Raw genomic sequence first — 15371 nt, forward strand, 5'->3', positions numbered from 1 at the left:
GCCCCGAACATTAAATGGAGGAACCTTACTAATTCATCCAAAAATCAAATTAAAAACTAACCAAATAACAATATGAACTTAAAATTTTTACGCAAGATTTCTTTGCCTTTGCTGCTGATGCTCATGGCAAGTACAATGCTCTTTGCCCAGGATCGAAAGGTTACGGGCAAGGTGGTAGACCAGGCCGATGGGCAGGGGATTCCAGGAGTAAATGTAAGCTTAAAGGGCATCCCTAGTAATGTGAGTACCAACGCTGATGGAAATTTTACCATTCAGGTAAAATCAGATGCAGATGTTTTAGTGTTTTCCTACATCGGGTATGTAAGACAACAGATCGCTGTTGGCGCAAAAACAACGCTAACCGTTAGGCTGGTTTCTGAAAATAAGGACCTGGACGACGTGGTTGTAGTAGGATATGGAACACAAAAAAGAGCCACGTTAACTGGCTCTGTGGTTGACATAAAAGCATCCGAGATCGAAGATCTGCCCGGCACTAACGTTGCTGCTGCATTAAGTGGCAGACTTTTGGGCGTTGGCGTTAGTGGAGGTATAGCTCGCCCGGGTGTTCCTGCAAAAATTACCATTAGAAATCCAAATGCCATTTTCTCTAAAGATGGAGGTAGTACAGATCCCCTTTATGTTATTGATGGGGTAATACAGATTGATGGACAAGGAAAACCAGATGCCACAAACTTCGGGAATTTAGATGCTTCTGAGATTGAAACCATGTCGTTCTTAAAAGATGCATCTGCAGCAATTTATGGTACCCGTGGTGGTAACGGAGTTGTTTTGATAACCACAAAGCGCGGTAGGGTGGGTAAACCAAGAATAAGTTATAGTGGTTCGTATGCAGTTAATGATGAGGCCTATCGTACTAAAATGATGAGTGCTTATCAGTTTGGTCAGTATATGAATATCCTCAATGGAGCAAACAGTAGCAATCCAAAATTGCCAGGAGTTGATAATTTCTTCTCTAACGACGAACTTGAGTATTTTAAAACCATTGATTACGACCGTTTGGAAGATGCATGGAAATCTGCTTCTGATGTGCGGCATACCTTAAGTGTAAGTGGTGGTGCAGATAAAGCAACCTTTTTTGCAAGTGCATCATACAATAAACAAAATGGAAATTTAGCCACATTGGATTATGATAGATGGAATTTTAGAGCAGGTACAGATGTAACTGTGGCGACTAATTTTAAGGTTGGCGTGCAGCTTTCCGGAAATAGTGGAAATTTGGTTAAAACGTTTAATAAAGTTTCGGGTGAAGGTGTTGAAGACGATTATAAGAATTTATTGCTTGCACCAAGATATGTGCCAGATTACGTTAACGGTTTGCCTGTAAAACTTCCAGGAACAACAAACGATTTATCGAGATATCACTTTGGCGAAATTAACAGGCTAAACAATTTGGCAACCACTAAATCAAATCTTTTCTCCGTTAATGTTTATGCAGAATACGAATTACCATATATAAAAGGGTTGAAGGCCAGATTAGCTTACGCAAGAAATGCCGGTAATTCTGTTGGAGATCAGGTTGGTACATTTTATACCTTATATGAGTTTAACCGTTTAGGTGAAAATAAACATATTTACGAAGGATCAACAGTTTTAAGTTCGCTTAAGGTTACAAATGGTGATCGTCTTTATTATTCAAATACGAATCAAAAAAGTGAGCAGACCAATTTTGTATTAAATTATGCCAGAGACTTTGGTAAACACTCAGTAAGCGGCTTGTTTACAGTGGAAAAGTCAGAGTCTGAAAACGCACAGCAAGTTGTTTTTAAAGCAAGCCCAATTGCCGCTACAAATGGTCAGTTTAATTCGGCTACCGGGGCAATTGATGGTTCAACATCTGCTAACGAGGCCGGCTCCCTTTCATATGTAGGAAGAGCCAATTATGCATATGCAAACAAATATTTAGCCGAATTCTTATTCAGAAGTGATGCTTCTACAAAATTTGCCCCTGAAAACTATTGGGGAAAATTTTATTCAGGATCTGTGGGCTGGGTAATATCGGAAGAAAGTTTTTTTAAAGTACCAGCTGTAAATTATCTAAAACTTAGATATGCATTTGGTGTGCTTGGAAATGACCAGACCAAAGCATGGCTATGGCGTCAGCGTTATACTTTCCAGGATGGAAAAGGTGGGGTTTTTGGTGGTAACTCTGCAACAACAGCCGGCTTTAAAATGGAAGCAGCCCCTAACAGAGATGCAACCTGGAGTACAGAATATAAAAACAACATAGGTATTGATGCCAAGTTTTTAAAGAATAGACTAGGAGTTACTGTTGAGGGTTATTATAATCTGGCACGAAATATTTTAATTGAACCAACGGCTAGTTTACCGGTAACAGTTGGAGGAACAGTGGCTTCAATAAATATGGGTTCAGCAGATTATTTTGGCTATGAGCTAGGTATTTCATGGGATGATAAAATTGGTAAAGATTTTAATTACGGAGTTAGCGCACGTTTCGGATGGAGTGATGATAAAGTGAAAGTAAGTAATTTTAATGCTAACGATATTTTAAAACCCTGGATGCCAAAACCTGGCGAGTCTTCAGATAATGGGATGTGGGGTTATGATTATTTAGGAATGTTTAAGACCCAGGATGAAGTAACCAACTATATTAATCAGAACAAAATTACCCAGGTTTTTGGCGTAGCCGCTAACCAGCTAAAGCCAGGAACACTTTATTATAGAGATGTGAGAGGTCCGCTTCAATCAGACGGAAGTTTTGCAGGTCCCGACGGAATAATTGATGAAAACGATCAGGTTCAGTTATCTAAAAAAGCCACCAACCATTACGGCTTTGGTATTACATTAAAAGCTGGATATAAAGGTTTTAGTGTTGATGCCGTTATTGCAGGGTCTTTTGGTGGATGGTCTGAAATAGACGAGCGCAAGCCATTAAATGCATCTATTGCAAGAAACTTTACAAGCCTTCCTGATATCTGGGGAAGTATATATGATCCGGCAATCAACCCGGGAGGTGTAATGCCAAACCCTAGCTTTGAAAGCATCAATTTAACGCCTACTTCTAACTTTTATAAAGTTAATGCAATGAGGATCCGGATACCTAGTTTCAATGTGAACTACAGTATTCCAAAAATAATTGTAGAGAAACTTAAAATTAACAATGCCAGGGTTTTTGTATCTGCATTAAATCCTGTTAACCTTTATAATCCTTATACCTACAAAGGCCCGGATGGCGCATGGGATGCTTACCCCAATTTGCGTACGCTTTCTTTTGGTGTAAACTTAACCCTGTAATAGCAGGGAAATTTGTAAATTCAATAATCTATTATAGAGATGAAAAGAAATAAAATATTAGGTTTAATTACTGTAATGATTATCCTAGCCAGTAGCTGTAAAGATTCATTTCTCGAAGAAAAGAGGGATCTGGCCGGTTACAATGAAGAAGTTTTTAAAGATGCGGCCTTAGCCCAGGGTTATGTAGACTATGTTTATGGCCTGTTCCTACCCGCAAATAATGCACAGTCTCTCTCGTGGAATTTAGCTACCAATAACGATACCTTTGCAAAAACAACTGATGAATTTGCTGGTGAAACAGATTTTAATAAAATTTGGGCATCAATAAGCTATACAAATGCACACGCATTGAATTATTTCGGCGCGAGGCTTTCAACTAGCATAGTTAATAATCCTTACACCAGATTAAAACAGATTAATATCTTTTTGGCTGAAATTGATAAAAATGGCTTGCCAGAAGATATAAGAAATAAGTTGAAAGGGCAGATGTACTTCTGGCGGGCATGGCAGTATTTCGATCTGTTAAGATTATACGGTGGCGTTCCTTTGGCATTAACACCGCAAGACCCTATTCTGGCTGATGGAACTGAGTTGCAAATTCCAAGAAGTTCTTCATCTGCTTGTATTAAACAGATTTTAGCTGATCTAGACATGGCACAATCGTTATTGCCTGGAAAATGGGGCGGATCTGATTGGGGTCGAATTACAAGCGGAGCATGTGCCGCAATGAAAGGCCGGGTACTGTTAACATGGGCCAGTCCATTATTTAACCGTACCGATGATGTTACACGCTGGGAAGCCGCATACCAGGCAAATTTAGCTGCTAAAACATTATTGGAAGAAAACGGTGGAGGCTTATTTAAAAATGGAGGTACAGCTAATGGCGTGGCCTGGGGTAATATGTGGTTTTCTGAAGTGAACAATCCAGAAGCAGTAATCGTTTATGGTTTTAACAATTTAGCAATAGGTGGTAACACGACTAAGAATAGTGGCTGGGAGCAAGCTGCGCGTTCAAAAGAAATAAATGGTGGAGGGGCATTATCGCCAACACGCGAACTTGTAGATGCTTTCCCAATGAAGGATGGTAAAATGCCTGGCACATCTGCAACATACATTTACGATGCTAAGAAATTCTATAAAAACAGAGATCCCCGTTTCTACAAAACATTTGCTTACAATGGGGCTATTTGGCCCTATGCCGGAAACGCTAACTTTAAGCAATGGACATATAAGTGGTATAAAACTGCTGCAGAAACAGTACCTAGCTTGACTACCGAAACTAAAGGTGCTAATGCAAGTGCAATTTATATCAGCAAAGCAACAAATCCGGCCGCCTCAAATGCGAATGGAAACTTCCAGCAAAGTGGCATGGATTTCATGGAAATGCGGTTTGCCGAGGTTATTTTAAATCTGGCAGAATCAGCTATAGGATCTAATCGGCTGACTGAAGGTTTAGAAGGAATTAAGTCGATTAGAGAACGGGCTGGCGTGGAAAATTTAGATGGTGTATATGGTTTATCAGGTGCAGCAAGCAGAGATCAGTTGTTCTCCGCAGTGCTAAAAGAGAGAAACATCGAGTTTGCATACGAAGGAAAAAAGTTTTTTGATCTTAGACGCTGGATGTTATTTGAAGAAGATTCTCCGACAGCGCTTCGTTTGGGTATAAAACCATTAAATGGAACACGCAGGACGGGTTATTTTATTGCCGTAAAATCTTTGGCGGGAGCGAAATATGTAGGCAATAATGATCCTCTGATTAAACCTGCAACAGGTAACGCACCAATAATCGATCGCGATCCTGCAACTTACCCAACCCCAAATGGCAGCGCAAATTATGCAGCATATTTAGATTACTTGTACGATAATGTTTTCGTAATTATGGTTAAAGATGATCTCGACAAAACAAACCCTACTGACTGGAAATTCAAGTGGTATCCAGAATACTATTTTTTTGGGCTAAATGAAAATATTTTAAGTTCATCTCCTTATTTAGAACAAACTAAAGGATGGAACAGCCTTAAAGGTGCTGGCACTTTTGATCCGTTAAAATAAATGAGTTAAGATCTTAGGGCGGTTTGCTCACCGCCTTGGTTTTTTATATTTGGTTTTTGAAAAAAGGGAACATTAATTTGTTTCCTTTTTTTATTCAAGAATGTTACATTTATATATGAATATAATTACTATCTTGTAACATGGCTCAGAGAACGAAATTAATTTGTTATAGGTATTTTAGTCTATTGATAAAATAGTACAATAGCTAGCCAAAATTATACCATAAATAGCCGCTTTTTGCGTGCAAAATTGAAATATAATATACTTTCTAACCATAATTATTTACAGGGATAGACAAAGAAATGAGCCATGAATTTTAATATAAGCAATCAGTTTTTTGCTGGTCAAAATAATTCGTAACTTATTGATCTTCCCAACGAGCAAACACAAATGAAAAAGAACTTTTTAAATCTGTTGTGCACAACAGCATTAATTCTCTCGGCAAATTATACGTTTGCACAATACCCGAATATTCCGGCAAACATCAAAAAGTCTTCTGATTCAATGATGAAAGAAGCTTATCGCCAATCAGACATCGCCTGGGAAAAAGCGAAACCCATTATGGCAAAAGAAGCTGCTGAAGGTAAGCCATATATTCCATGGGCTGGCCGACCGACCGATTTACCTCAATCTAAATTATTGGCCTTTCCAGGTGCAGAAGGCGGAGGTGCATATAGCTTTGGTGGTCACGGCGGCAGGGTAATTGTAGTCAAAAATTTAAACGATAGTGGTCCGGGCTCTTTACGTGATGCCTGCGAACAAGGTGGGGCGAGGATTGTTGTTTTCAATGTTGCGGGAATCATCAGGTTGAAAACACCATTAATTATCCGTGCCCCATATATTACTATTGCCGGACAAACGGCGCCTGGCGATGGTGTTTGTGTAGCTGGAGAATCAGTTTGGTTAAATACCCATGACGTTATTGTTCGCTTTATGCGTTTTAGAAGAGGTGAAACTTTTGTAGGTCGCCGCGATGATGCCATAGGCGGAAATCCGGTTGGAAACATCATGATTGATCACGTTTCTGCCAGTTGGGGCTTAGATGAAAATATGTCCATGTATCGCCACATGTATAATGATAGCACAGGTAAAGCCGAAGAAAAATTAGGAACAGTTAACATTACGATCCAAAACTCTATTTTCTCTGAAGCTTTAGATTATTGGAATCACGCTTTCGGGAGTACCTTAGGTGGCGAAAACTGTGCGTTTGTACGTAATCTTTGGGCCGATAATGGCGCCCGTAATCCATCAATTGGTTGGAACGGCATTTTTAACTTTGCCAATAACGTAGTGTTTAACTGGAACAACCGCTCAACAGATGGCGGCGATTATACCGCGCAGTACAATATCATCAATAACTTTTACAAACCTGGTCCCGTTACTGAGTTAAAAGACCCGATCAGCTACCGTATTTTAAAGCCGGAATCTGGTCGCAGTAAATTACCTTATGTTGTTTTCGGACGTGCTTATGTAGCAGGAAATATCATTGATGGCAATGAAAAAGTAACTAAAGACAACTGGAATGGAGGTGTTCAGTTAGAAGATAAAAAAGGGAACCTCATGTCGTTTGAAACTGCAAGTAAATATTTCGCAGCAATGAAAGCTAAAGATCCATTCCCGATGCCTAAAATCAGCATTATCCCAACGTTACAAGCGAAAGACTATGTATTGGCAAATGCAGGTGCTACCTTACCAAAGAGAGATCCGGTTGATACCCGCGTAGTTAAACAGGTGGCTACCGGAAAAATTGAAGTTCACCCCAACGCTAAACCATCTGCATTCCAATTCGAACACCGCAGATTACCTGGCGATTCTTACAAACAAGGTATCATTACAGAAGTTTCTCAGGTAGGTGGTTATCCGGAATATAAAGGAACGCCTTATAAAGATAGCGACGATGATGGGATGCCAGATGCATACGAAATTAAAAATGGCTTGAATCCTAAAGATGCAAAGGATGCTACAAAGCTATCGAAATCTGATTATGCCAATATTGAAGTTTATTTGAATAGTTTGGTGGATGTAAATAAGGTGAGGCCTTAGCGCATTACTGTCATTCTGAACGCAGTGAAGAATCTGTAAGCGGTGAAATTAAAACTTTAATAACCCACACCCAAAACGTAAGTGGGTTAGGCAAAAATAGAAATATTAGGTTGCAGATGCTTCGTGCCTCAGCATGACAATACAAATAAATAATGCCAAAAACTAACCACATATTAAAAGTTATACAACTAAAAACCTTACCAATTTTGGTAATGGCTCTTTTGGCGACTAACTTGTCTTTTGCGCAAAAAACAAAGCCTGTTGAACCTCCAAAGCCGATTTTTAAAGGAAAAGATGGTAAAATGGCTTACACTCCTGATGCAGATGGAAACCGGATTCCCGATTTTTCTTATGCAGGTTACATGGCTGGCGAAAAAGCAATTCCTAATGCAACAATAAAGGTAATAGTTCCTGTTTCAAAGGGCGATGCTACCTTAAGGATTCAATCGGCCATTAATTATGTTTCGAAATTACCCCTTGGTAAAGATGGTTTACGCGGAGCGGTTTTACTTGAAAAAGGCACTTACGAAGTTGCAGGAATATTAAAGTTGTCAGCATCTGGAGTGGTACTCCGTGGTAGTGGAATGGGCGAAAATGGCACAAAGATTTTTGCAACTGGTTTAGATAGGATTGGTGTAATCAGAATTTTAGGGCAAAAAAACAAAATAGAAGAAAAGGCAATTTCGGTTACAGATACTTATGTGCCTGTTAATGCGAACAAGATTACTTTAGCCAATACGAGCGGATTAAAAATTGGTGATGGGATTTTGATCCATCGTCCATCAACCAAAGAATGGATCGAAACGCTGAAAACGGTTGAGTTTGGTGGAGGAGAAAGTGCTTTAGGCTGGAAACCTGGAACAAGGGATATCCATTGGGATCGAAAAATTATCGCCATAAATGGCAATGCCATCACTTTTGATGCACCAATTACAACAGCATTAGATGTTAAGTTTGGTGGAGCAACCATCGCTAAATATGCATGGAACGGTAGAATTGCGCAAACGGGGGTTGAAAACCTGAAAATCGAATCTGATTATCATAAAGAAAATAGTAAGGATGAATACCATCGCTGGACAGCCATCTGTTTGGAAAATGTACAGGATGCATGGGTTCGTCAGGTTGTTTTTGAGCATTTTGCTGGCTCTGCCGTTAATGTACTCGAAACCGCTAAAAGAATTACTATAGAAGATTGTAAATCACTTACCCCAATTTCTGAAATCGGTGGTGAACGCCGTTTTACCTTTTTAACTACTGGTCAGCAAACACTTTTTCAAAGGTTATACTCAGAATATGGTTACCATGATTTTGCTGTTGGCTTTTGTGCACCGGGACCTAATGTTTTTGTGCAATGCCAGTCTTATTTGCCTTTCAGTTTTAGTGGTGCTATTGATAGCTGGGCATCTGGTGTGCTGTTCGATATTGTAAATATTGATGGGCAGGCCTTAAGTTATTTAAACCGCGGACAAGACGGGCAGGGAGCGGGCTGGAGTGCCGCAAACAGTATGTTCTGGCAATGCAGCGCTGCAAGGGTAGATAATTATCAGCCGCCAACTGCTCAGAACTGGGCATTCGGAACATGGGCGCAATTTGCCGGAAACGGTTATTGGGATATGTCTAACGAACAGATTCAGCCGCGAAGCTTATATTATGCGCAGTTAAAAGATAGATTGGGTAACGAAGCTGATAAACGGAATTTTGTTCTTCCCGTAGAAACTGAAGCATCGAGCAGTCCTCCCGTTGATGTAGCCCTAAAACTGACTAAACTGGCGTACAAACCTGCTTTAACAGTTTCAGAATACATTGATGCAGCAGCCGATCGGGATGAAATTCCAACCGATGCCGGTTCTGCAAAAAGCATAGATAAAATTGGCTTGGATAAAGTCGTCAAACCTGTACTTGAGGATGCAATGACGATCAAAAATGGCTGGTTGGTGCGTGGCAACGAAATTGTAGTGGGCAATCGTCAGGATGTGCCCTGGTGGAATGGAAGCGCCCGTCCGTATGGATTAAAAAACACTAAATTTCATGTCACCCGTTTTGTTCCCGGCCGTTCCGGAAATGGCTTAACCGATGATCTTGAGGAAATTACCGATTCGATGAAAAATGGTTCGGTTAAGGTACTTGATCATAATTATGGCCTTTGGTATGATAGGAGAAGAGACGATCACGAACGCATCCGCCGTATGGATGGCGACGTTTGGGCACCTTTTTATGAATTGCCATTTGCCCGTAGCGGGCAGGATAAAGCCTGGGATGGTTTAAGCAAATACGACATCACAAAATACAATCTTTGGTATTGGGACAGGTTAAAGCAATTCGCCAATCTTGCCGATCAAAAAGGGTTGGTATTGATCCACGAAAATTATTTCCAGCACAATATTATTGAAGCTGGCGCACATTATGCCGATTTTCCCTGGCGTACTGCAAACAATATCAACAATACAGGCTTCCCTGAACCAGTGCCGTATGCCGGCGATAAACGCATTTTTATGGCTGAGCAGTTTTACGACATCACCAACGAACACCGCAGGGCAATCCATAAAGCTTACATCAGAAAATGTTTAGAGAATTTTGACGGAAATTCCGGAGTCATTCAATTAATCGGTGCCGAATTTACAGGCCCTTTGCATTTTGTTCAGTTCTGGATCGATATCATTAAGGAATGGGAGAAAGAAACAGGTAAACACCCAATTATCGGTTTAAGTGTGACCAAAGATGTGCAGGATGCCATTTTAGCTGATCCTGAACGTGCTAGCGTAGTCAACCTGATCGATATCAGGTATTGGCATTATCAGGCCGATGGAACTGCTTATGCGCCGCAAGGAGGTTTAAGTTTAGCGCCTCGTCAGCATGCCCGTTTGCTAAAACCGAAGAAAACGTCTTTCGAAGAAGTTTACCACGCTGTATCCGAATATAAAAACAAGTTCCCTGAAAAGGCAGTAATTTACTCAGGAGATAATTTTGATAGTTTCGGATGGGCGATCTTAATGGCGGGTGGTTCTTTATCAAATGTTAATGAGATAGATAAAACAGTTCTAAGTGCCGCATCTTCAATGAAACCTTTTCTTCCTGCAGGTAAATCAGCTAAACAATATGGACTGGAGAATGCAGGTAAAGCTTATATTTTATACAATTCTTCAGCAGAGGCCATAGATCTTGATTTGAGTAAAATCACGGGGAAATTTACCGTAAAAGTGCTCAATACACGAACCGGGAAAGTGCTTAAGGAAGAGAAAATTAAGGGTGGTGCAATGGTAAAATTGAACAAAGTAGCATCAGGAGATGAAGTTATCATTGTAAATAAAATATAATTGAGTTTTGTCATTCTGAGCGCAGCGAAGAATCTCCAGGCGATGGAAACAAAACGTTAATAACCATTAAAAATGGATTGAGCAAACATAAGCTGTATACATAATAGGTAAGAGATGCTTCGTACCTCAGCATGACAGCACGTTTTTTATTGCGGGTGTCTACACCCACCAACATTGTAAATATATTAAACTGAATATGAACCTTAAATTAAAAATATTTCTGCTTGCTGTGCTTTCTTGCCTTGCTTTTGGCTGTAAGAAAAAGCCTCATTTTGGCGATAAAAGTCTTTTGGTGTCAGAAAACGGACGGTATTTAACCACAGGTGATGGTAAACCCTTCTTTTGGCTTGGCGATACAGGTTGGTTGCTGTTTGGTCGTTTAACCCGTGAAGAAGCAAATATCTACCTTGAAGACCGTAAACAAAAAGGTTTTAATGTAATTCAGGTGATGTTATTACATGATGTGCCTTCGAGAAATGTATACCTCGATTCCTCAGTTGTACATGCAGATGTATCAAAGCCGATGCTTACACCAGGCAATAATCTTCAAGACTCTTCGGCCTATGATTATTGGGATCATGTAGATTATATCGTAGATCAGGCAGCAGAAAAGGGACTTTATATGGCCCTGGTTCCGGTATGGGGTACCAATGTGAAAAATAAAAAAGTGAATAAAACGCAGGCAAAGGCTTATGCTGAGTTTCTGGCAAAACGTTATAAAGACAAATGGAACATCATTTGGCTCAATGGTGGCGATATTAAAGGTATTGATGGTGCAGACGTTTGGAATACCATTGGCGAAACCTTAAGGGCAAACGATCCGAATCATCTAATAACTTTCCATCCCCGGGGCAGAACTGCTTCCTCACAATGGTTTCAAAATGCAAAATGGTGTGATTTTGATATGGTTCAATCTGGTCACCGCCGGTATGATCAGGACACCTCTAAAAACGAGAAATTACATTATGGAGAAGACAACTGGAAATATATCGAAGCCGATTATAAATTAAAACCAACCAAACCAACCATTGATGGGGAGCCTTCTTATGAAGATATTCCACAAGGTTTGCACGATACCCTCCAGCCACGCTGGACAGCTAGCGATGTAAGAAGATACGGTTATTGGTCGGTTTTTGCGGGTGCATTTGGTTATACTTATGGTCACAATTCGGTAATGCAGATGTATAAAAAAACAGATTTAAAACCTGCTTATGGTCCGAAAGACCATTGGATCACTGCCATTAATGCTCCCGGAGCAAAACAGATGCAATACCTGAAAGATTTAATGCTTTCTCATTCTTATTTCGACCGCATACCCGATCAAACTTTAGTGGCTGGAAAGAATGGCGAAAAATACGAACGGGTTATTGCGACAAGAGGCGAAGAATTTGCATTGCTTTACACCTATACAGGAAGAAATTTCAGTGTACAAATGGGCAAAATCGATGGTGATGAAGTAAAAGCATCATGGTTTGATCCAAGAACTGGTAAAAGCACAAAAATAGGAGAATTTGAAAATAAAGGCATTAAGGAGTTTAACCCACCCGGCGAACCTGCAAATGGTAACGACTGGGTGCTGGTGTTGGAGGAGATATAGGAGAAGCGTTTAGGTCTAAACAAAATCGTCATCTCGAGTGAAGCGCAGCGGAATCGAGAGATCTTTTATAACAAATTAACAGATTTCTCCACTTCGGTCGAAATGACGACCAAACGAAAAAAGAAAATAAAAAAGAGTGTTTAAACCCAATTCCATATCATCATTTCGCTTAGCCATAATTGGCCTGCTGTTTTGTGGATTAACATCCTGTTCAAAACAGGCTTATTTATTTACCTCTTTCCACGAGCCGGCAAACGAAGGATTAAGGTTATTATACAGTTATGATGCTTATCACTGGACAGATTTAAATAAAACTTTTTTGAAACCAGCGGTTGGAACGCAGAAAGTTTTGCGCGATCCATCAATTGCTCAAGGGCCAGACGGCACTTTTCATTTAGTTTGGACCTGCAGCTGGAAAGGCGACAAAGGTTTTGGTTACGCCAGTTCAAAGGATCTGATCAATTGGAGCGAACAAAAATTCCTTCCGGTAATGGAAAGTGAACCAAAAACAGTTAATGTTTGGGCACCCGAAATTTTTTACGATAACGCGAAAAAGGAGTATGTAATTATATGGGCTTCAACCATACCGTTCCGTTTTGCTAAAGGAATAGAAGAGGAGGAAAATAACCATAGAATGTATAGCATTACGACAAAAGATTTTATAAGCTTCTCTAAACCGAAATTGTTTCTTGATCCTGGTTTCAGTGTAATCGATGCAGTGATTGTGAAACGGGCAAGCAAAGATTATGTATTGGTTTTAAAAGACAATACCCGCCCGAACAGAAATTTAAAAGTTGCTTTTGCAAAGGATGCTTTAGGTCCTTACGAAGATGTTTCGGAGACTTTTAGTCCGAAATTAACGGAGGGACCAACTGTGGTAAAAGTAAAAAATGACTGGCTGATTTATTTCGATGCTTACGGACAAAAGATTTATTCAGCTTATAAAACGTCAGATTTTAAGACTTTTAAGGATGTAACAGCATCAATTTCAATCCCCGAAGGACATAAACACGGAACAATTATAAAAGTGAAAAGAAGAGTGATTGAGGAATTGAAAAAATAGAAAATAATTAAATACTGCTGTCATCCTGAGGCACGAAGGATCTGCAAACGATAGAAAACTGGGCTCTGAATACATTACAACCATTAGTAGTAGGTTAATTTCAGGCAGTGGGAATCGGTTAGAGATTCTTCCTTCGTCAGAATGACAGATAGGAAAATATGAAATGAAAATATTTAAAATACTTTGTTTAAGCTTACCATTTGCATTTGCGATACCAACTTCGCACGCGCAGGATACGGTGCGCTATACAGGTAAAACTTTGGTTAATGCAGATTACCATCACGGTCAGCTTTCGCCTGCAATGGGTGTGCATAATATCCAGACTTTCCGTGCCAACCGGGAACACCCGGAACTGGCTGAAAACTTCGGTTGGACATACAACCATGCACCAATGCTGGCCTATTGGAACAATAAATTTTACATCGAATACCTGAGTGATAAAATTGGCGAAAGCATCCCGCCGGGGCAAACTTTATTGCAATCGTCAAAAGATGGCTACACTTGGACCAAGCCAGAGGTTATTTTTCCGGTTTACCGGATTCCCGATGGTACAAGAAAAGAGGGCAGAACTAATGTTGCAAAAGATTTAGATGCTGTGATGCATCAACGCATGGGATTTTATGTTTCCACTAAAAATGTATTCCTGGTTTTGGGTTTCTATGCGATCAGTTTCGATGCTAAAGACGATCCGAACGATGGTCACGGAATTGGCAGGGCCGTAAGAGAAATTCAGCCAGACGGAAAGTATGGCCCGATTTATTTTATTCACTACAACCCCGGCTACTCCGAGAAAAACACCAAATATCCATTATATACCAAAAGTAAAAGTAAAGCTTTTGTTGGTGCTTGTAATGAGTTATTGTCCAGTAAATTAATGACTCAACAATGGAATGAAGAGGCTGATCGGAAAGATCCTTTGATCACATTACAAAAACAGTATAAAGCATTCAGTTATTATCACTTGCCTGATGGAAGAGTTGTGGGCTTATGGAAAAATGCCTTAACAGCCATTAGCAATGATAATGGCCAAAGCTGGCCAGAAAATGCATCGCGGGCACCCGGTTTTGTGAACAGCAATGCCAAAATATGGGGACAAAAAACTTCAGATGGCAATTATGCAACAGTTTATAATCCATCTGAATATCGGTGGCCCCTAGCTATATCAACCAGTAAAAACGGACTCAATTATACCAACCTTTTACTGGTGCATGGTGAAATTACGCCAATGCGTTATGGAGGTAACTATAAATCGTACGGGCCACAGTATGTTCGAGGAATTATCGAAGGTAATGGCAAACCTTCCGATGGGAAATTATGGGTAACCTACAGCATGAACAAGGAAGATATCTGGGTTTCTTCAGTTCCGGTACCCGTTAATGATAAGGCCACACAACATGTAAATGATGATTTTAGTAAAATAACAGCTGATAAGGCACTCGAAATGTGGGACATCTATAGTCCGCTTTGGGCGCCTGTTAAAGTCGATAATGGATTTTTGGTTTTAAAAGATAAGGATCCATTCGACTATGCCAAAGCTGAAAGATTGTTTCCTGCATCCAGAAAAATTATTGCTTCGTTTTCGGTTATACCAAAGCAAAATGATTTTGGCTTGCTGGAAATCGAATTGCAGGATGCTAAAGGAACAGCAACTGTGCGCCTGACTTTTGATACCGCCGGAACTTTAAGCGCAAAAGCGGGAGCACGGTATAAAAATTTTATGAAATACGAGGCGGGTAAAAGTTACGACATCAAATTAAAATTAGATGCCTTTACCCGATTTTACACCATCACCGTAAATGGAAAAAATGTATTAACCAGTCTGGCTTTTCAACCTGTGGCTGATGTTTCCAGAATTGTTTTCCGCACCGGCGATGTTCGCCGTTTTTCTGATGTAGATACACCTGCCGATCAAACCTATGATTTGAAAAATGCCGGAGAATCAGAGAAAAAGGAAGCTGTTTATTCGATTAAGTATTTAAAAACGGAGGGATTTTGACACAGTTCGCAGTTTTCAGTTTGAAGTTTTCAG

General features: G+C 40.0%; 7 protein-coding genes. All 7 read left to right on the plus strand.

Annotated features, from left to right (window positions below; genetic code table 11):
- Nucleotides 1-72 precede the first annotated feature (72 nt).
- Nucleotides 73-3273 carry a SusC/RagA family TonB-linked outer membrane protein gene (locus BCL90_RS14130; RefSeq protein WP_121284659.1) on the plus strand — a complete coding sequence of 1067 codons (3201 nt, stop codon included), beginning with the start codon at nucleotides 73-75 and terminating at the stop codon, nucleotides 3271-3273.
- Between the two features lie 39 nt (nucleotides 3274-3312).
- Nucleotides 3313-5325 carry a RagB/SusD family nutrient uptake outer membrane protein gene (locus BCL90_RS14135; protein ID WP_121284660.1) on the plus strand — a complete coding sequence of 671 codons (2013 nt, stop codon included), beginning with the start codon at nucleotides 3313-3315 and terminating at the stop codon, nucleotides 5323-5325.
- A gap of 390 nt (nucleotides 5326-5715) precedes the next feature.
- Nucleotides 5716-7368 carry a pectate lyase family protein gene (locus BCL90_RS14140; protein WP_121284661.1) on the plus strand — a complete coding sequence of 551 codons (1653 nt, stop codon included), beginning with the start codon at nucleotides 5716-5718 and terminating at the stop codon, nucleotides 7366-7368.
- Nucleotides 7369-7520: 152 nt separating this feature from the next.
- A complete protein-coding gene (locus BCL90_RS14145) occupies nucleotides 7521-10682 on the plus strand; it encodes a DUF6298 domain-containing protein (RefSeq protein ID WP_121284662.1) in 3162 nt (1053 codons plus the stop codon).
- A gap of 196 nt (nucleotides 10683-10878) precedes the next feature.
- A complete protein-coding gene (locus BCL90_RS14150; protein ID WP_121284663.1) occupies nucleotides 10879-12279 on the plus strand; it encodes a glycoside hydrolase family 140 protein in 1401 nt (466 codons plus the stop codon).
- Nucleotides 12280-12415: 136 nt separating this feature from the next.
- A complete protein-coding gene (locus BCL90_RS14155; RefSeq protein ID WP_244095082.1) occupies nucleotides 12416-13342 on the plus strand; it encodes a glycoside hydrolase family 43 protein in 927 nt (308 codons plus the stop codon).
- 163 nt (nucleotides 13343-13505) lie between these two features.
- Nucleotides 13506-15338 carry a sialidase/neuraminidase family protein gene (locus tag BCL90_RS14160; protein ID WP_121284664.1) on the plus strand — a complete coding sequence of 611 codons (1833 nt, stop codon included), beginning with the start codon at nucleotides 13506-13508 and terminating at the stop codon, nucleotides 15336-15338.
- The last annotated feature ends 33 nt before the right edge of the window (nucleotides 15339-15371 follow it).

The sequence above is a fragment of the Pedobacter alluvionis genome (genome assembly GCF_003664035.1).
Lineage (GTDB): Bacteria > Bacteroidota > Bacteroidia > Sphingobacteriales > Sphingobacteriaceae > Pedobacter > Pedobacter alluvionis.

Excerpts from the sequence above, each read along its gene's own strand:
- BCL90_RS14130 (WP_121284659.1), top strand. The coding sequence starts at position 73 with ATGAACTTAAAATTTTTACGCAAGATTTCTTTGCCTTTGCTGCTGATG.
- BCL90_RS14135 (WP_121284660.1), top strand. The coding sequence starts at position 3,313 with ATGAAAAGAAATAAAATATTAGGTTTAATTACTGTAATGATTATCCTA.
- BCL90_RS14140 (WP_121284661.1), top strand. The coding sequence starts at position 5,716 with ATGAAAAAGAACTTTTTAAATCTGTTGTGCACAACAGCATTAATTCTC.
- BCL90_RS14145 (WP_121284662.1), top strand. The coding sequence starts at position 7,521 with ATGCCAAAAACTAACCACATATTAAAAGTTATACAACTAAAAACCTTA.
- BCL90_RS14150 (WP_121284663.1), top strand. The coding sequence starts at position 10,879 with ATGAACCTTAAATTAAAAATATTTCTGCTTGCTGTGCTTTCTTGCCTT.
- BCL90_RS14160 (WP_121284664.1), top strand. The coding sequence starts at position 13,506 with ATGAAAATATTTAAAATACTTTGTTTAAGCTTACCATTTGCATTTGCG.